Annotated in this window: 17 protein-coding genes; 6 read left to right on the top strand and 11 right to left on the bottom strand. The window is 62.9% G+C overall.

Annotation, left to right across the window (positions count from 1 at the left end):
* Window position 1 precedes the first annotated feature (1 nt).
* The 7 genes from ACOFKT_RS07480 to lysA form a co-directional block, all read right to left on the bottom strand.
* Window positions 2–307, bottom strand: coding sequence for a PadR family transcriptional regulator (locus tag ACOFKT_RS07480; protein WP_419806777.1), 306 nt, complete (start codon window positions 305–307; stop codon window positions 2–4).
* A gap of 130 nt (window positions 308–437) precedes the next feature.
* The gene (locus ACOFKT_RS07475) at window positions 438–1,406 is read right to left on the bottom strand and encodes a hypothetical protein (protein WP_419806776.1); all 969 of its coding nucleotides are present in this window, start codon (window positions 1,404–1,406) and stop codon (window positions 438–440) included.
* Between the two features lie 35 nt (window positions 1,407–1,441).
* A complete protein-coding gene (ftcD, locus tag ACOFKT_RS07470) occupies window positions 1,442–2,401 on the bottom strand; it encodes a glutamate formimidoyltransferase (RefSeq protein WP_419806775.1) in 960 nt (319 codons plus the stop codon).
* A 115-nt stretch (window positions 2,402–2,516) separates the two neighbouring features.
* Window positions 2,517–3,191 (bottom strand): acyloxyacyl hydrolase, encoded by a 675-nt coding sequence (locus tag ACOFKT_RS07465; RefSeq protein WP_419806774.1) that lies wholly within the window; start codon window positions 3,189–3,191, stop codon window positions 2,517–2,519.
* Between the two features lie 141 nt (window positions 3,192–3,332).
* Window positions 3,333–4,073, bottom strand: coding sequence for a YebC/PmpR family DNA-binding transcriptional regulator (locus ACOFKT_RS07460; protein WP_419806773.1), 741 nt, complete (start codon window positions 4,071–4,073; stop codon window positions 3,333–3,335).
* Window positions 4,074–4,158: 85 nt separating this feature from the next.
* Window positions 4,159–4,764, bottom strand: coding sequence for a hypothetical protein (locus tag ACOFKT_RS07455; protein WP_419806772.1), 606 nt, complete (start codon window positions 4,762–4,764; stop codon window positions 4,159–4,161).
* A 61-nt stretch (window positions 4,765–4,825) separates the two neighbouring features.
* Window positions 4,826–6,124: a diaminopimelate decarboxylase gene (lysA, locus tag ACOFKT_RS07450; RefSeq protein WP_419806771.1), complete on the bottom strand. Its 1,299-nt coding sequence runs from the start codon at window positions 6,122–6,124 to the stop codon at window positions 4,826–4,828.
* A 169-nt stretch (window positions 6,125–6,293) separates the two neighbouring features.
* Between lysA and ACOFKT_RS07445 the strand changes: the two genes are divergently transcribed.
* Window positions 6,294–8,360: a hypothetical protein gene (locus ACOFKT_RS07445; protein ID WP_419806770.1), complete on the top strand. Its 2,067-nt coding sequence runs from the start codon at window positions 6,294–6,296 to the stop codon at window positions 8,358–8,360.
* Window positions 8,361–8,427: 67 nt separating this feature from the next.
* Here ACOFKT_RS07445 and ACOFKT_RS07440 read toward each other — a convergent pair whose 3' ends face one another.
* Window positions 8,428–8,817 (bottom strand): PspC domain-containing protein, encoded by a 390-nt coding sequence (locus ACOFKT_RS07440; protein ID WP_419806769.1) that lies wholly within the window; start codon window positions 8,815–8,817, stop codon window positions 8,428–8,430.
* A gap of 219 nt (window positions 8,818–9,036) precedes the next feature.
* Window positions 9,037–10,248: a tetratricopeptide repeat protein gene (locus ACOFKT_RS07435; protein ID WP_419806768.1), complete on the bottom strand. Its 1,212-nt coding sequence runs from the start codon at window positions 10,246–10,248 to the stop codon at window positions 9,037–9,039.
* Between the two features lie 169 nt (window positions 10,249–10,417).
* Here ACOFKT_RS07435 and ACOFKT_RS07430 point away from each other — a divergent pair, with 169 nt between their 5' ends.
* The gene (locus ACOFKT_RS07430) at window positions 10,418–10,927 is read left to right on the top strand and encodes a hypothetical protein (protein WP_419806767.1); all 510 of its coding nucleotides are present in this window, start codon (window positions 10,418–10,420) and stop codon (window positions 10,925–10,927) included.
* A gap of 50 nt (window positions 10,928–10,977) precedes the next feature.
* On the opposite strand, the gene ACOFKT_RS07425 is transcribed toward ACOFKT_RS07430, so the two are convergent.
* Complete coding sequence (locus ACOFKT_RS07425) at window positions 10,978–11,814, bottom strand: tetratricopeptide repeat protein (RefSeq protein WP_419806766.1); 837 nt, start codon at window positions 11,812–11,814, stop codon at window positions 10,978–10,980.
* Between the two features lie 154 nt (window positions 11,815–11,968).
* On the opposite strand from ACOFKT_RS07425, the gene ACOFKT_RS07420 reads away from it, so the two are divergent.
* Both ACOFKT_RS07420 and ACOFKT_RS07415 read left to right on the top strand, forming a co-directional pair.
* Entirely contained in the window at window positions 11,969–12,460 is a 492-nt protein-coding gene (locus ACOFKT_RS07420) for an SET domain-containing protein (protein WP_419806765.1), read from the top strand.
* Window positions 12,461–12,465: 5 nt separating this feature from the next.
* Window positions 12,466–12,939: a hypothetical protein gene (locus ACOFKT_RS07415; RefSeq protein WP_419806764.1), complete on the top strand. Its 474-nt coding sequence runs from the start codon at window positions 12,466–12,468 to the stop codon at window positions 12,937–12,939.
* An 83-nt stretch (window positions 12,940–13,022) separates the two neighbouring features.
* On the opposite strand, the gene ACOFKT_RS07410 is transcribed toward ACOFKT_RS07415, so the two are convergent.
* Window positions 13,023–13,712, bottom strand: coding sequence for a Crp/Fnr family transcriptional regulator (locus ACOFKT_RS07410; RefSeq protein ID WP_419806763.1), 690 nt, complete (start codon window positions 13,710–13,712; stop codon window positions 13,023–13,025).
* Between the two features lie 448 nt (window positions 13,713–14,160).
* Between ACOFKT_RS07410 and ACOFKT_RS07405 the strand changes: the two genes are divergently transcribed.
* Together ACOFKT_RS07405 and dnaX are read left to right on the top strand one after the other, a co-directional pair.
* Entirely contained in the window at window positions 14,161–14,418 is a 258-nt protein-coding gene (locus ACOFKT_RS07405) for a GlsB/YeaQ/YmgE family stress response membrane protein (protein WP_419806762.1), read from the top strand.
* Window positions 14,419–14,554: 136 nt separating this feature from the next.
* Window positions 14,555–16,873: a DNA polymerase III subunit gamma/tau gene (gene dnaX / locus ACOFKT_RS07400; protein ID WP_419806761.1), complete on the top strand. Its 2,319-nt coding sequence runs from the start codon at window positions 14,555–14,557 to the stop codon at window positions 16,871–16,873.
* Window positions 16,874–17,288: the final 415 nt, after the last annotated feature.

Below are 17,288 nucleotides of genomic sequence, written 5' to 3'. Positions count from 1 at the left end.
CTCACTTCGCCCATGCAACACCCCGGCTGACCTCTGTCACCGCCTGAAAGAATGACTTCGCTGCAAGCACGCCCGCTGGAGTCAACTGCACCATTCGCTTCGCGCGGCCACCACGTTCCGCGGTAGCCTCGCCCATCCAGCAGTGCACCAACCCCTTCTGCTCCATCCGGTCGAGCGTCGTGTACAGCGCACCGACCGAAGTTTTCCTGCCCACCTCCGCGAGCAGGCGCCGAATAGCCGCGCCATACGCCTCGCCTTCCAGGCGGGCCACGGCCGTAAGCACGAGGTATTCAAATTCACCAATCATTACTTCTGCAATGTAGAACTATTCATGCTGGCGTGCAACGTGACTGCGCCCATCTATCGCGCCCGGTCACCCCACATAAACAAAAAGCGCACCCTCTAGGGGTGCGCTTTGGGTCCGGTCACGCCGGGCTCTACCGCACCACTTGCGTGAACAGCGGCGAGGACAACAGGTTCGAAAATTGCCCTTCGCTGGCTGCATAGCTCACCTGCAGTGTGCCGGCACTGGAATCGATGTCCGTCTCGCTCATCGTCGCCTTCTCCACCGGCGAACCCTGGGCTTCTTTCAAGAGCACCATGCCCTTCATCAGGGTCGCGGCGGTGGCGGCGGTCACCGTGTCGCTCATCACCACGGCCATGTTGAACTTCACACCGTTCTGAAAATCCAGTGTGTACCGCGACGACCTCATGCGGTTCTTTACCGTGTCGTAGTCGGTCAGGCTCGCGGCCTCACCCAGCACGCCACGCATCATGGTCTGCGTGCCCTTCTGATCCAACAGGCTCCACAGGTTCTTCTGGTCCACAGACGCCATCTCGTTCATCATGTCGCCATTCGACGCGAAGCTGCCTGCCAGGCCGTCCCGTGCGTCCAGCCCTGCCCTGACCGCTGCAGCATCGCCAAACAGCATCGTCGTCTGGTTCAGGAACACAACGCTGTAGCCCGCCGCGCCCATGGGGTACACCTGATTGTTCCTTATCGCCGTCGGCTTGGTCTTCTGCTTGGCGAAGCTCGCAAGGATCGAAGCAGTCTGGAACTGCCCCTGCGCAATGCCCAGCGTCCGGGTCTGATTCTCTGCACCGGGCACGCGGTACGCGGCAAACGCCAGCGTATCCGTATCGCGATCCACCTTCAAACCGCTTTGCTTCAGCGCCGTCTCCAACCGCTTCAACTCGGGCGGTAACACCCGGTCTTTCAGGCTCAGCGCCGCGCTGCTGTTTTGCATCGCGCGATAATCCACCACAATCAGCTGCTGCACATCACGCGGAATCGCACCACGCGCATCGCCGCTCAACTGCGCCGCGCGCGCCGCAGTCCCGGTCAGCATCGCCGCTGCCGCCAACGTCACCACACCCGCGTTGGCCAACCGAACCAAGGTCTTCATCAAGGCAATCTCCTCCAACTCGTCGTCCGGCGTGCTCAGGCAGCCATCACCGGATGTATCGGCCCAGGCCACGCCAGGGGTGAGGCCAACCGCGCCTCCAACACCCTTTGCTCCCACCGGAACTGCGGTATTTGACGTACCCATGCCGCATTTGGCTCACATGCCGCCTCTGGAACCAGGCCAATCAGTTCGCCTTCCGCTGTGCGTACGCCCTGCCGCTGCGCAAGGTTCGTAACTTCCTGGTGCACTGCCGACACCGGAGTTACCCGGAAATCCGTCAGGTTCATGCTCACCTGCGCGCGCCCATCTACAAGCACTCCCATCGCCTTTACGCCATGCATGCCACCGCCGGACGCCCGCAGTTCGCGCGCAATCGCCCGCGCCGCTGCAACGTCCGTGCTGTCCAGGAAAATGTTATACGCGATCAGAAACTGCCGTGCGCCCACCGCCGCCGCGCCCGCCGAGCGATGCAACGCGCCCGCGCCCACGTCTGGCCAGCGTCGCGAGTCCCGCCGCACGGCTGCGCACAGCCCCTCAAACTGCCCGCGCCTGACCTCTTCCAGCTTCACCCGGTCCGGCCGCACTGCCGCGGCCTCATAGAAATAGACAGGCACTCCATAGCGCCGCCACATCTCCATGCCTGCGCGGTGGGCCAGCTTCACAACCTCGCCCATTGACACACTCCGCACCGGCACAAACGGCACCACGTCAGCCGCCCCAATCCGCGGATGCTCACCGCTTTGCCGCGTCAGGTCGATGAGCTGGCACGCCCGGCCGACGCCGCGAATGGCAGACTCGGCGACTGCCTCCGCCAACCCCGCCACTGTCACCACGCTGCGATTGTGTGCCGCGTCCATCGACCAGTCCAGCAGGCGAACGCCCGGAACCTGCATCGCCGCCACAATCTGACGCACTACCTGTTCATCGCGCCCCTCGGAAAAATTAGGAACGCACTCCACGATCGGACCTGCATGATCCAGAACTTCAGCTGCCACCCTACGACCAACTTGCCCGAAGCGTCGCCGCCTCGTCTTGATTCAACCGCTCCGCGCCCTCTTGTCACCTGGGGACGCTCTCGGCGGCCTTGCCGCTACTGTTGCCTCAAACAAACTACTTCCACCACGAGTACCCGATCGAGAACTGCACACTCGCATTCACGCCTGGGTTTCGATCGCCCAGACTCGCCGACGAAATGTGCACACCGTTCGCGCTCAAGTCCAGGCTCTGCCGTGGCCTGACAAAATAATGCAATCCAATGCCGCCCTGCGGTGTGAAATTCCAAACACTTGCATCTGCGTTCGGGCCGTCATTCACTAAGTTCACCGGCCCCTGACCATACGCCGGATACTTATGATTCGTCCACAGCAACCCACCCGCCGCCTGCGCCCACGGCATCACGCGATGTCCATGCGTAAAGTTCCACCGCAAAATGATCGGCGTTACTGAAATACCATGGAACGTTCCACCCACTCTGTACGGCGCAGAACACTGGATCACCGCCGGGTTCACCGTGGGCGAGCAAAGCTGCCGCTGAAACGTCGGTGTGTTCGACTGCCAGTACGGAAACAGCTCCGCCGCATACTCAAAATTCCCGCGAAACAAACCGGTGCCGATCTCCGGGGTCAGCACCTTGCCCAGGTGCGCGCCCGCCATCAGGAACTGGAAGTCATCGCGATCCTCGGTCAGGCCCTTGCCACCCTGGAATAGCGCGCCCATCTCCCACGACTGCGCGTTCGCCAGCGCCGGCACGGCTTCCGACGCTACCCTCGCCTGCGCGCACGCCATCCCGACACTGCAACCTAGCCCAACCACGAGCGCCGCACCCCGAAACCTCTGTCCCAACTTCATCCCTCGTCCCTTTGACGCGCAAAAGCCGCCATGCACGGCGGCCTTTGCGGTTCCTGTTGTCTATCGTTCCAAAATGACCTAAGCCGCGACCGTTGCCTCATCAAAGTCGAAGTTCGAGTACACATTCTGCGTATCGTCCAGATCCTCCAGCACATCCAGCAGGCGCAACATCGCGTTGGCCTGCGCGCCCTCCAGCTTCTGATAGGTCGACGGCACCATCGAGACCTCCGCATGCTCCGGCTTCAACCCGGCTGCGGTCACCGCATCGCGCACCGCGTCGAACTCCTTCGGCCCCGTCAGGATCTCCCAGCTCTCGCCTTCATCGTTCAGGTCCTCGGCTCCACTCTCCAGCACGATTTCCGTAAGCTTCTCTTCGTCGGCGGCGGACTTCGGCAACACAATCACGCCCTTCTTGCTGAACATATAACCCACCGAGCCCGATTCGCCCAGGTTGCCGCCGTTCTTGCTGAACGCGTGCCGAACTTCGCTGACCGCGCGATTGCGGTTGTCCGTCAGCACGTCCACCATGACCGCAACGCCACCCGGGCCGTACCCCTCAAACGTGATCTCTTCGTAGCTCAGGCCCTCAATCTCGCCCGTGCCGCGCTGTGTCGCCCGCTTAATGTTGTCCGCCGGCATGTTCTCGGCTTTGGCCGCCAGAATCGCGGTGCGCAGCCGCGGGTTCCCATCCGGGTCGCCGCCGCCCTGCTTCGCCGCCACGGTGATTTCCTTGATCAGCCGCGTAAACATCTTGCCGCGCTTCGCATCCAGCGCGCCCTTCTTATGCTTGATGGTTGCCCATTTTGAATGGCCCGACATCGTTCCAAACCTCAGCTCTGCAATGCATTCCGCGCCGGCGAACCGCCCAGCGCAACACCCCGAAGTATAGCGCGCCCAGCACGGATTACTTCCTATAGGGCGTATTCACCGCTGCCTCAATCTCTTCCTTTTTTGGCACCTGCTCCTTGCAGGAAGACGGGGGTGTGTTCGGCTTTCCGCCAAAGATGATCTCGCCCAGGCAATCACTCACACCCATGTGTTTGTCCTGCAAGTCGAACGCAATCTCGTGTTCATGCGCCGTCTGTGCCTTGTTGTTCAGGTCACTTAGGCGGTTCTCCAGTTCCGCCTCCGACTTCTTCACTTCGGCCGGCGGCTGGTCCAGCAACGCGGACTCGCGCTCCATGAAATCCGCCAAGGCGCGCACCTCCACCTGGAACTCCGGCCTCACCTTTGGCGCGTCCGCAGCTTCCTGCGCATTCATCTGCTGCCGCTCCGACTGCGCCAGCCAGTCGCTCCCGTTCCGCACGAACCACACAAAACCCGCGATCAAGCTGATCGTCAGCGCGAACGAGATACCTGCGGCAAATCCGATTCTCCAGCCCGACAGCGCAGCCAATTGTGCCGGCCCTGAAAGCGGTGACGCCACCACGGGTTGCCCGGGCATAACCGGCTGCGTCGATCCAGCGGGCTGCACCGCCACCTCGGGTTGCTGCTGCCCCTCGTCCCCCATCCGGCCTCCTCAGGCATTCGTCGTATTCAGTGCGCTGCCGAACACATCGGGTTGCTTCCGGCTACACCATCTCTGGAGCGAACAACTCTTCGTACGTCTCTCGCCGCCGGATCAGCTTCGCCTCGCCACCGGTCACCAGCACCTCCGCCGGCCGCAGCCGCGTGTTGTAATTCGAGCTCAGGCTCAACCCATATGCTCCGGCATCCAGCAACGCCAACAGGTCGCCCTGCTCCAGTTCCGGCAGTTCACGATCCCGAGCGAAAAAGTCGCCGCTCTCGCACACCGGTCCCACTACATCCACCGTCTCCGCGGCCGCACCCGCAACCTGCATCACTGGCACAATCTCATGGTGCGCCTGGTACAGCGCCGGACGAATCAGGTCGTTCATCGCGGCATCCGTAATCACAAACTTCTTCTCGCCATTGCGCTTGGTGTAGAGCACCGTCGAAACCAGTGCGCCCGCCTGGCCGACCAGAAACCGCCCCGGCTCGATCAGCAGGTGCGCTTGGAGGTCTCTTAGGGCAGACCGCAACGCCTCCGCGTAACGGCTCACCTGCGCCGCCGCGTCAAACTCTGCCGCGCCGTACTCAATGCCAAGCCCACCGCCGGCATCTACGAAGCGAATGTCAAATCCATCTGCCCGCAATTCGCGCACCAGCGCCACGACCCGGTCCACCGAAGCCTGAAAGGGCTCGACCTGCCGGATCTGCGATCCAATGTGCACGCTCACACCCGCCGCCTCAACCCAGGCATGATCGCGAAACTGCGCATACACCGCCCGAGCCAGCCCGATCGCAATGCCGAACTTATGCGCGCTCAGCCCGGTTGAAATGTACGGATGCGTTTCCGCGAACACATCCGGGTTCACTCGCAGCGCGAATCGCGCCTTGCGTCCCAGCAACTCGGCTCGGGCGGCCAGCAATTCGAGCTCGCTCTCACTCTCCACGTTGAACAGCAGGATGCCCGCTGCCAGCGCGGCGTCGATCTCCTCCGCCGTTTTGCCTACGCCGCTGAAGACCACGCGCCCACACCACTGCCGCGCACGCTCCGGCCCTGCCGCTGCGATCACCCGGGCGAGCTCGCCGCCGCTCACAATGTCAAAGCCGCAGCCCATCTCGCCCAGCAGCCGCAAAATTGCCAGCGCGGAGTTCGCTTTGACCGCATAGCAAACCGTGTGAGCCCGGCCGGCAAACGCATCCTGAAACAGCCGCGCCCGCTCCGCAATCTGGTCGCCCGAATACACATACAGCGGCGTCCCAAATTCCTGCGCCAGCGCACGCAGACCCACGCCGCTACAGCACAACTCATCCCCGCACACGGCAAACGGCCGCCCACTGCCCTCGAATCCTGACGCTTCCACAACTTCAGGCTACCGCAGCAAGGGGCACAAGCTCTCCAATCGCTCAGCGCGTGCTCACGCGTTCACGTGACAGGTTTCGACCCCGCTCGGGAGCTGTCATCCTGAATCCGCCATACTACAGCCTGGGTGGCCCGCCCGCACCCGCACGTGATCCACAGGAGCAATCGGCATGAACCTGTTTCGCAATTGGCGTTCCTCACGCGTGGTCGTCCTGCTTCTGCTGCTGGCGTGCAGCGCATGCATGCGCGCGCAGGCGTTATCCGCGGACCTGTCCGGCGTAAAGCCCGGCCCTGTGCAGGTGGCCGCCACCACGACCACGCTCACGGCCACGTGGCACGACGCCGCGCACGGGCAGTGGGTCGCCACCTTTTCCCTCGATCCCAAACAGCCGCTGATCACAAGCATCGCCGTCAACGGCAAAGCCGTCGTGCGCCGCGCCACACCGTGGTACCGCGTCAGCACCGGCAAGCGCACCGGCGGCTGGGATGCCTTCTTCGACTTTCCGCCGGCGGCGTCGGAAGGAACACGCACCTTTCTCGACCACTTTCACGTCACCTCAGCCGCCGCGCGCACCGTCGGCGACCGGATAGAGATCAGCTTCGGCGGTATGGAGCTTGGCATCTTCCAAGGCGACCTTCGCTACACCATCTACCCCGGCAGCAGCCTGATCGAGCAGGCCGCCGTGCTCTCCACCGCCGAGCAGAATGTCGCTTACACCTACGACACCGGCCTCTTCTTCACCAACGACGAAGACCAGACGCCCGGCGTCAACATGCATTCGACCATCGCCTTCTACAACGCCGACGCGAAGCTGCAGAGCATCACACCCGCCTACGGGTCGGAGCGGCACACCGCCTTCGTGCACTACCGCGCCATCGCCGCACGCACCGGTGCCGGCAGCATCGTTGCCTTCCCGGCACCGCACCGCTACCTGTTCGCGCGCGACTACAGCACCAACATGGGTTACGCGTGGTACAGCGCATGGCGCGGCAAGGTCGGCATCGGCATCCAGCAGCCTCTGGATGACAACACGCAGATTTATCCGTGGATCAACGCGCCGGCAAACACAGCGCAGGAGATGGGCGTCTTTCTCCTGCTGGGCAGCGGCACGCCCGAGGCAACGCTGGAGCGCGCGCTTGCCTACACCCACCGCGACGTCTTCCCGCACCTGGACGGCTACGTGACCTTCGCGCCCCACTGGCACTATGCCTTCACCGAGCAGGCCATCGCCAAAGGCCCGGACTGGGTGCCGCCCTTCAAACCTGTACTCAAAAGCATGGGCGTCGACGCGGCCATGATCATGGATTTCCACGGCGACGGCCACGCCGCCGACACCACCGGCCTGCGCTTCCGCGAGTTGCAGCAATACTACGAACAGTGCCGTCGGCAATCCGATTCCAGCTTCCTCCTGTTGCCAGCGGAAGAGGCCGACGTCTACCTTGGCGGCCATTGGTCTCTGACCTTCCCTAAGCCCGTCTATTGGCAAATGAAGCGCGGCCCCGGCGAGCCATTTGAGGCCGCGGATCCAACCTATGGCAAGATCTATCGCGTCGGCTCCGCGGAAGACATGTGGCGTTTGGTGCAGACCGAGCACGGTCTGGTGTACGAAACGCATCCTCGCACCAAGGGCTCGACCGGGTTTCCCGAAGCGATCCTGAACACGTCCTACTTTCGCGACCCGCGCTACTTCGGCGTCGGCTGGAAGGCGATGCCGAGCGATCTATCTCTCCCCTACCTCGGCGCCCGTGGCTTCAAGGTGCATGACGATCTCCACAACATGGGTCTGCCGAAAGCCATGGTCGGCGAGGTCGACCTTTTCCAGGTCAGCCCGCAGGACGAGCTCTATGCGCACATGAACGTGAATTACGTTCGCCTGCCCAGCCTGCCCTCCGCCGATCGCGGGTTTGACCTGCTGCAGCACATCGCCGCTAAAGACAGCTTCGTTTCGACCGGCGAGGTGCTTCTGACCGAACACAGCATCATTGCGGACGGCGCAAATCGCATCCGCGTCCGGGCGGCGGTGTCGCACACGTTTCCCTTACGCCTCGCGTACGTGGTCTGGGGCGACGGAGCGGCAACCCACACCGAAGTCTTCCCGCTGGACACCACAAAGGAGTTCGCTACCGATCACCTGGACCACACCGTAAACGCGCCCAACTGGAAGTGGGCCCGCCTGAGCGTATGGGACATCGCAGGCGGCGGTGCATTCACACAGGCGTCGGAATTGAAGCCTTAAGCCAGATTTCGGCTTTGCCTGATAAATCAATGTGCGACTGAAAACTCGTGTGAGAGGAACCTGGCCATTAGCTGTTCTGCGGCGGCGTTCCCGGCCCCTGGTGCGCCTGCCCGCCAGGATGCGTTCCTGACTGTTGCGGCGGCGCGTAACCCTGCGGCGGCGGGGCATAACCTTGCGGCGGCACATGACCCTGCTGCGGCGGAGCGTAACCCTGTGGCGGCGGATACCCTGGATAGCCCTGTGGCGGCGGATAGCCCGCATAGGGAGGCAATGCGATCGGCTCTTCCGGCAGCACGACCCACAGCACGATGTACGCCAGCACGCCCGTACCCGCGAAAAACACCAGCGCGACCCAGATCAATCGCACGATATTGCTGTCCCAACCCTGGTTCCGCGCGATCCCGCCGCACACCCCGGCAATCTTCCGGTCCACCCGCGAACGCATCAACGTGCCCATCCCGACCCTCCGTGGCAACACTCTACGCCACATTCCCCAGTACGCAACTCGCACCGTCCCGGTTCAATGCCGCACTTGGGGCGGCCCGCACGACGGAACCCGGTACTCACCTCGCGAAGCGAAGACAGATTCCGAGCCCAATGAACCCGAAGACCAGCTGGCCTTCCTCGACCCTACTGCCTGTTCCCTGTTTTATGTTCCCTGTTCCCTGCACTCCCATCAATGCCCGTTATAGGGCGACCGCATATACTTGCTCGCCTCGCCCGTCTGCGACTGGTCTCCACCCGCCGCGCTCGCAAGCTGATACTGCTGCATCGCCGCATCCCGCTGGTGCAACAGGTCCAGCATCTCCCCCGCATTCAACGCCGCCCTCCGGCGCATCCAGTCGCTGCAGTTCGGCTGCTGTGCCGCTTTTGCGTAGTTCTGGGCCGCGTCGTTCACGTCGCCCTGTCCCCGTTGCGTATCCGCCAGGCCAAACAAGGCAAGCTGCAGCCGCGTCTCCACGAAATATCCGGGCCGTTGCGCATCCGCAAGCACCTTCTGATAAATCGCGATCGCCTCCGGGCCGTGTCCCGCATCCTTCATCAGATTTGCCTCTTCCAGCCGGAACAGGTAGTCGCGTGGGTACTCCTGCGCCAGCCGGTGTGCCACGTCGAACGCTTCCGCGTAGCGGCGATCGTGCCGCAAAAACAGGCTCAACGCGGTCTGCGACTGCACCTTGGTCGCGTTCCCATGCTCGGCACAGTCGCGCAACAGAACAAGGCCCTGCTCCTTATTCCCGCCAATTCCCGCAATCCCGACCAGCATGCGCACCATGCGCGGCAGGCTGGCCACCGCAAACTGCTGAATGCCCACGGCCATCTTGGCGTCCACATACTCCGGGTCCAGCTTCAGCACCTGCTCGCTGTCATTGCGGCTGCTCAAGCCTTGCCGCGCCGCACCCGCGAAGCTGTGGTCCGCCAGCGTGGTAAACGCCGCGTGCAGCCCCTTCGCATACCCCCGTGCAAAGTACGCGTCCTTGTCCTGCCCATTTGCTTTGATCCGTGCGTCCGCCAGACCCACGGCGCCATTGGTCAAATCCTCAATGCGCTGCCGCACCGCCGGGTCAATCGTCACCTTGCGTCCGCTCGACAAGAAATTCTCGCGCGCATAGTACGTGGTGTCCAGCAGGTCCTGCCGGTACAGCTCGCGAAACTCCACCACCATCAGCACATACGCGTTCGCCATCGGGTCCTGCGGGTGCGCCCGCAGCACCGCCTCAAACCGTTCCGCCGCGCCGTCGTAATCCAGGTCGTAAAAATGCTGCAGGCCGTCCCGCACCGCCGGGTCCAGATTCAGCGGATAGGTGTGCTGCGCCCACGCGCCGGTGAACCAGCACAATGTGCTCAGCGCAAGCAAACACTTCCACACACCGGACCTGCCTCGTCTCACCCTGTCTCCTCAGCCTGCTGAAGCTATGACGTTAGGACGCCTTCTCTTGTTGCGCCCGGCACACAGCCCCGTGCACGCGTCGTTCCATCGTGGTAAGTATGTATGCGAAGGACTACCCCAGAGTCGGCCGCGAGCGACACGGCGACGTTGACCGGCTCACGGCAGGCACATGACACGTACCGAACTGTTGCAGCACCTGATTGGCCAGGCACGCGAAAGCGGCTTTGAGTTTCGCAGGTGGTATCGCCTCTACACCGCGCGCCCATGGACCACGTTCTCTGACGCCGTGGACTGGCTCGCCCAGGGCAGCCGCGCGCACATGCTTCTGTTCTCCCACAGCTTCGCCCGCACCTTCTTCCGCGAAGGCGAACGCATCCGCTTCATCCAGCCCGCGCTCGCCTATCAGCGCATCGGGCCGGACGGCGCGGTTAAGTCCGTCCAGCGCCGCGCTCACACCCGCCAGTCCAACCGCGAAGATGTCTGGCTCTACCACCTGCGCGAAATGGCCGCAGCCGATGAGCCGCTCCGCTACATCCGCCGCTACCTCCTGCTGGAAGAAACCATGCACGAAGCCCAACACCACATCACCAACGCTTCCAAGCCGGTCACGCCAGATTCACACGCAAACGAAGCAGACTTCTCGTCCGACTACGACGACGAACTCCTGGTCCGTGACTAGCCGCAACGCGAAACGCTGATCAAGCAACATCAGCGCGGGCAAACTCGCTTCTACTTACCCAACTTTGCCAGCATCCTCCTGGCATCTTTCGTATGTTCGTCATCCGGCGCCAAAGTCAGATACTGCTGCAGTTGCGCAGCCGCCTCGCCGTTCCGCTTCTGCTTCAGCAGGAGCTCCGCCATCGCAAAGCGCGCCTCCGGGTCGTTCGGATCATGCTCAATCGCGTCCTTGAATCGCGCCTCCGCGCCACTCAGGTTCCCGTCCCGTAGATAAAAACGCCCCACCTTTACGTCATCCGCCACGCGGTTCTGCTCCAGCTTCACGCGCGCCGCACTGGAATCGGCATGGCTGCCCAGATCCTTTAGCGTCGCCGCCTTCACTGGCGTGTCACTTCCAGACGTGGTCGGTGCCACGTCATCATCGTCCGCTGAGGACGACGATGAGGAACCAGATGATGACGACCCCGACAAAGGCGAACCGGACGACGAACTTGAAGACGACGAAGCAGGCGGCCGCGGCGGCCCTTCCGTATCCGGCGTCCCATCCGGCCGCAGCGGCCCCATGGACGACGCCGGCGGGTCCGCATCCTTGCCCGTCGGCATATCGCTCGTGTTGGGCTTCGCGGCAGCCTTCGCCCCAGCCGGACGCGGCGTCGGCGGCTCGCCCGGCACATCCGCGTCAGCGCCCGTCGGCATGTCGCTGCTATCCGGCTTCGCCGCAACCGCAGAGACATCGCCCGCGGCGTTCCGCTTCTCGCAGTGCGTCTTCGCCTTGCCCCTCAACGTGCTGCAGTCTTCCTTCAGAATGGTGGGCGGCGGCAGCTGCGCCTGCGCCACCACACCCGCGCCCAGCAATCCCGCCGTCAGAACCCAAACTGCGCCCCGCATCCCTACCTCCGCACCCGCACCCGGTCCGCCTTATTAGACGCAAGCACAAGCAAACACGGCAAGCATCGCAAAAACGCACTCACACCTGGCATTTCGCCCCCGCTCCCTTCAAGCAGACTTGCTGCCCCGCGCACTTGCTGACATACTCGCCACCATGCCGCCCCTGACGCAGCGCCCCGATCTGCTCATCCGCTCCTCCGCCGTTCACGGTGCCGGTTGCTACACCCTCACGCCCATCCGCAAAGGCGCCCGCATCCTCGAGTACGACGGCCCGCACCTCTCTAAATCCGCCGCAGACGAGCGTTACGCCGACCGCGACATCACCTATCTCTTCTCTGTCGGCGACGCGGGCGAGGTCATCGACGGCTTCGGCGCAGCCATGTTCATCAATCACTGCTGCTCGCCCAACTGCCAGACCGAAGAGATCGACGAGCGCATCTACATCCTCGCCCTCCGCAACATCGCCCCCGGCGAAGAGCTCACCTACGAGTACCACCTCCACGACTCCGACCAGGACGACCAGCCCTGCTTCTGCGGCGCCCCCAACTGCCGCGGCACCATGTTCTCCCCCGCCGAAGTCAAACGCCGCAAAAAACTCGGCTTGCCGCTTACTCTACGCAAGCCCGCCGCGTGTGCCAAAGCATGAGGTGCTTGCCCATCCTCCTCGCCTCTGTCATCGTGCCCGCGAGCGCGCAGAATCCGCCGCCCACCTGCCCCGCACCTTCACACACGCAGGTATTTCATTCTCTGCAAGATCTGTCATACGACGTCAGGTCCGCCCTCCTCGCAAAGACACCCGACATCGTCGACAGCAATCAGCCCTTCGACCCCACCGATGTCGTCATGCACGGCGCTCACTTCAACCGCTTTGCCTTCGCCTGGCAAGCAAACGGTCGCTGGATCATCGCCACCGAGCATGGCGGCATCGCCTACTACAACCCGATCTACACCGTGGTCTCGCCGCCTTCACCCGCCAGCACGGGTCCTTTCATTACTTACGCGGCACGCATCCTGAAGACCACCATGAGCAGACCGACAGCACTGTGCCCGGATGCCAGGCACGCACTCGACGAGAAGCTGCCGCCCGTGCCACCAGCAAAGCCCAAGTACGTCACCCACGGGTGAACCCTTGGATGATCTTCTCCTACCATCAGCACGCACTCGAAGGATGACACGAAGTGCAGACGCCGAGCTTGTAAGCGAAGCCCCTACGCGTACAAATCTGTCAAATGCCCGCGCGTCGCCTCATAACAAGCACACGCCGCAGCCTCTAACCCTTCCCGGTCCAGAATCTTGATCCTCCCCCGGTTATGGCCGATCAGCGACTCCCGCTCGAAGTGCCGCGCCAGCACATTGATCGTGGTTCGTCCCGTTCCCAGAATGTGCGCCAGGAACTGCTGCGTCAGCAGGAACTCATCCCGTGCGGAACGGTCCTGTACGGTCAGCAACCACCGCGCAAACCTCGGGCCTGCGTCATGCATCCGGTTGCAGGCCGCCGTCTGCCCCAGGTGAGCCATCTGGTGCTGAACATACTGCAGGATCGCCGCACGTACCCCGTGCGAATCGTTGAACAGCTTGTCCAGATCACGGAACGGAATCCGGTAAGCAGAACCGGCAATCTGGATCAGGCACTGCGACACCGATGGCGAGCTGCCCAGCAGGTGAAAGCTGCCGGTGACACCCTCGAAGCCGACCAGGCCTACCTCCACCACCTCGCCATCGTTCAACTCAACCACCTCGGATGCGAGCGCAGACAGCATGAAATACGCGTGCTGCGGCCGATTGCTGCTCTCCGAGATCACATCCTTCTGCTTCAGATCCACCAGCGTGGCGTGGCTCAGAACTTCCTTCCGCTCCTTGGCGGTCAAGGACTGCAAAAGCCGGTTCGTCTCGGACATGGGGGTGTGGCTCCTCGCCTGAACTATGCAGGAACCTCCACGTCGGGTCGGGGCGCTGCGGAAAAAACAGAGAGTTAATTTGTGCAGAGCGCATCTCTGGGAGTCGCTCGCGCTACATCTCTGAAACTTTAGACGCAATAATTTCTGCCTCGGACCCTCCATTGAGAAATGTTCAGCATCCTACACTTCAGACAAGGCGGAGCGTTGCAGGTATCGATCCGAAAACGCCACCCCTAACCCATGAAGCGCAACGGTATCCCTTGAGGATCTTCCCCCTTTCAAGTTGAGTTCTGTCCATGTACACATGTGCATCCAGCGTGCGCCGCGACGGCTCTGCGCGTGTACATCGTGCAGCAGACACGGACCTCGGCTTCATCTTTCACCCTTGCGGCGTGGGGCTTGCTATCGCATGTCCATGCCCCACAACAAGTAGCGCAGGAGAGAAACTATGTTTATTCTTTGGTGGATTCTGGTCGGGTTGATTGCTGGCTTCATCACGGGCAAGCTGATGCAGGGCACCGGGTACGGTGCGATCATGGACATCGTCGTCGGCATCGTGGGTGCTGTCGCTGGTGGCTTCATCATGCGTGCAGCGGGCTTCGCCGATCAGGGCGGCCTCTTGTACACAATTCTTGTCGCCGTCATCGGCGCGGTTCTGCTTACCCTTCTTCTGCGGTTGGTCACCCGTAGAAGCTCCACGGTCTAATCGCGATTGAGAGAAGCCGGTAGCGCAAGAAACAGCTACCGGCTTCCCTCCCACGTACTTCAATGGTCGCTTGTGCATCCACTGGCACTGTTCCGCTTCGACCCGGCTCACCTGGACCCGGCGCTAAACTAGACCTGTGCCGTACCAGGTCCTAGCCCGCAAGTATCGTCCTCTCCGCTTCAGCGACGTCGCCGGCCAGGACCACGTCACCCGCACCCTGCAGAACGCTCTCGAACAGGGCCGTGTCGCCCACGGCTATATCTTCTCCGGCCATCGCGGCATCGGCAAAACCACCATCGCCCGCATCCTCGCCTCGGCTCTTAACTGCCAGAACAGCATCGGCTCCGAACTCCGCCCAACGCCCGAGCCCTGCCTGCAGTGCGACAGTTGCCGCGAAATCCGTCAGGGCAACGCCGTCGACGTCATTGAGATCGATGCCGCCACCAACCGCGGCATCGACGAAATCCGCGAACTCCGCGACGCTGCCCGTTACCGCCCCGCCCGCGACAAATACAAAATCTACATCCTTGACGAAGCGCACCAGATCACCGACGCCGCCTTCAACGCACTCCTGAAGACCCTCGAAGAACCGCCCGAGCACATCGTCTTCATGATGGCGACCACCGAGCCCGAAAACATCCCGCAAACCATCCGCTCGCGCTGCCAGCACTTCAGCTTCCACGCCGTCAAGCTCGACGACATCCTCGCGCAGCTTCGCAAAATCGCGATCGACGAAAACGTCCTTGCCGACGATGCCGCACTCGACCTGCTCGCCGAAGCCGGCGACGGCTCCATGCGCGACGCGCTCTCCATCATGGACCAGGCCATCGCCTCGGCCCCGGTCGTTCCAACGGAGTCGGGCGTCGCCAAGCCGCAACTCTCCGCCGCCGAGATTCGCGACCTCATGGGCTCCGTGCCCAACACCGTGTTCGAGGAAATTCTCGAACACGTCTCCGCCAACCAGGCCGCCGGCGTCCTCACCACCGCCAATCGCCTGCTCGATGCCGGCAACTCCCCCGCCCAGGTCGCGCGCCAGTTCGTTCGCTATTTGCGTAACTGCGTCGTCGCCAAAATCGCGAACCTCACCCCCGACTCACCCGACACCGAACTGCTTCAGATCTCGCCGGACGAGCGCCGCCGCGCCGCCCGCACCGCCATGCTCTTCACCGAAGAAGAGCTCACACGGTTCATGCAGGTCATGCTGCGCACCTTCGACGACCTCGGCTTCCGCCAGGAACAGCGCTTCCACCTCGAACTCGGCCTGCTGAAACTCGTCCACCTACAGCGCCTGCTTCCCATGGAGCACTTCCTCTCCCAGCTCCCCCGCCCCGACGCTCAGCGACGCATCGCAGCCTCTTCCAAGCCCGCTTCAACACTGTCATTTCGACCGGAGGACGCACAGCTTCACCGTGCGTCCGCAGTGGAGAAACCTGCATCTCCACGCGAAGCCGCGCCACAACACCCGGTCGCGCCACAACACCCGGTCACGCCACAACACCCCGAGCCACCCAAGACCATGTCATTCCGACCGGAGGACGCACAGCTTCACCGTGCGTCCGCAGTGGAGAAACCTGCATCTCCACGCGAAGCCGCGCCACAACACCCGGTCGCGCCACAACACCCGGTCGCGCCACAACACCCGGTCGCGCCACAACACCCGGTCACGCCACAACACCCCGAGCCACCCAAGACCATGTCATTCCGACCGGAGGACGCACAGCTTCACCGTGCGTCCGCAGTGGAGGAACCTGCACCTTCGCGCCAAACGCCCATCGCGCCCCGCGCGACTGCGCTTGCGGCGGAGCAAGGCTTCAGTCCGGCCATGCAAATCCCAAGAACGGACGGGGCTTCCGCGGGAATGTCGGCACCTGCCAGTCCCGAGCCGTCCAACGTTCCCGCACTCGCCCAACCCGGCCCCCACACCCAACCCGACCCAACCACCGGCATCGACCCGCACCTCCCACCCATCGACGCCTATGAACTCGACGCCCTCACCGCGTCCGATTACGACACCACCGAACCACCACCCTCCCCGGACCCTGAAGCCCAGCCCACCCCCGAACCCTCCAGCGACGCCTCGGCGCTCCAGACCGCCGCCGTCGAAGCCCTTTTCGCCGCAGGCAGCCAGAACTCCGCGGCCGAGCAGCTTGAAGAAACCTCCTGGACCATCGCCAGCGGCGAGCTCCGCATCCAGACCTCGCTCTCCAAACCGCTCATGAACACCATCTTCCGGGCGGACACGCAGGCCATCATCCGCGGCGCAATCGCCAGCAGAGGCGGCGCCGGCCTCAAACTCAGCTTCCTGCCCGCCAGCGTCGCCGACAAGCCCAAAGCCCCCAAGAAGCCCCGCACCGGCTCCGCCCAGGCCAAGGCTCTCGAACATCCCACCGTGCAAGCCGCCCAACGCCTCTTTAACGCCGAAATCACCAACATCTTCGATCTTCGCAAGGATTAACGCCGATCTGTCGCAGGAGTGACGAAGAGGCTTGCGCAATGGCAAGCGCCTCCCGTGATCCCCACAATGTCATTTCGACCGGAGCACGCGCGCTCTTTGCGCTTGCGTAGCGGAGAAACCTGCATTTCGCATTGCCGATCAGTCCACGTGCCCCACTCTTCGCGCGCCTTTTGCGCGAAGGCTGGGGTCGACAGATCTAGTTGCGGCAAAAACCATGTCAAGCCCCCTCGCAAGATAACCCGCCTCTCACGAGCAACTTACAACTGGCATGCAGTTCCCTTCAAATCCGTTACCCTGAATACAGGGAAGAAACCACCGGCTCACCAACCAAAGCACAAGCCCAGCAGAAAGAAGAACTTACAGCCAAGTTCTTCTTGGACAAGAACTTAGCCCCAGAGGGGGGGAGGGGTACACC

Origin of the sequence: Terriglobus sp., assembly GCF_965201105.1 — a bacterium.
Classification (GTDB): domain Bacteria; phylum Acidobacteriota; class Terriglobia; order Terriglobales; family Acidobacteriaceae; genus Terriglobus.
The sequence above is the reverse complement of the archived record's forward strand: the minus strand, read 5'-3'. Positions and strand labels throughout refer to the sequence as shown.

Coding starts and splice junctions, on each gene's coding strand:
- ACOFKT_RS07425 (WP_419806766.1), bottom strand. CDS start 11,814: ATGCGGGGCGCAGTTTGGGTTCTGACGGCGGGATTGCTGGGCGCGGGT.
- ACOFKT_RS07410 (WP_419806763.1), bottom strand. CDS start 13,712: ATGTCCGAGACGAACCGGCTTTTGCAGTCCTTGACCGCCAAGGAGCGG.
- ACOFKT_RS07445 (WP_419806770.1), top strand. CDS start 6,294: ATGAACCTGTTTCGCAATTGGCGTTCCTCACGCGTGGTCGTCCTGCTT.
- ACOFKT_RS07420 (WP_419806765.1), top strand. CDS start 11,969: ATGCCGCCCCTGACGCAGCGCCCCGATCTGCTCATCCGCTCCTCCGCC.
- ACOFKT_RS07405 (WP_419806762.1), top strand. CDS start 14,161: ATGTTTATTCTTTGGTGGATTCTGGTCGGGTTGATTGCTGGCTTCATC.
- ACOFKT_RS07460 (WP_419806773.1), bottom strand. CDS start 4,073: ATGTCGGGCCATTCAAAATGGGCAACCATCAAGCATAAGAAGGGCGCG.
- ACOFKT_RS07475 (WP_419806776.1), bottom strand. CDS start 1,406: ATGAAGACCTTGGTTCGGTTGGCCAACGCGGGTGTGGTGACGTTGGCG.
- ACOFKT_RS07440 (WP_419806769.1), bottom strand. CDS start 8,817: ATGGGCACGTTGATGCGTTCGCGGGTGGACCGGAAGATTGCCGGGGTG.
- ACOFKT_RS07430 (WP_419806767.1), top strand. CDS start 10,418: ATGACACGTACCGAACTGTTGCAGCACCTGATTGGCCAGGCACGCGAA.
- ACOFKT_RS07465 (WP_419806774.1), bottom strand. CDS start 3,191: ATGGCGTGCGCGCAGGCGAGGGTAGCGTCGGAAGCCGTGCCGGCGCTG.
- ACOFKT_RS07480 (WP_419806777.1), bottom strand. CDS start 307: ATGATTGGTGAATTTGAATACCTCGTGCTTACGGCCGTGGCCCGCCTG.
- ACOFKT_RS07455 (WP_419806772.1), bottom strand. CDS start 4,764: ATGGGGGACGAGGGGCAGCAGCAACCCGAGGTGGCGGTGCAGCCCGCT.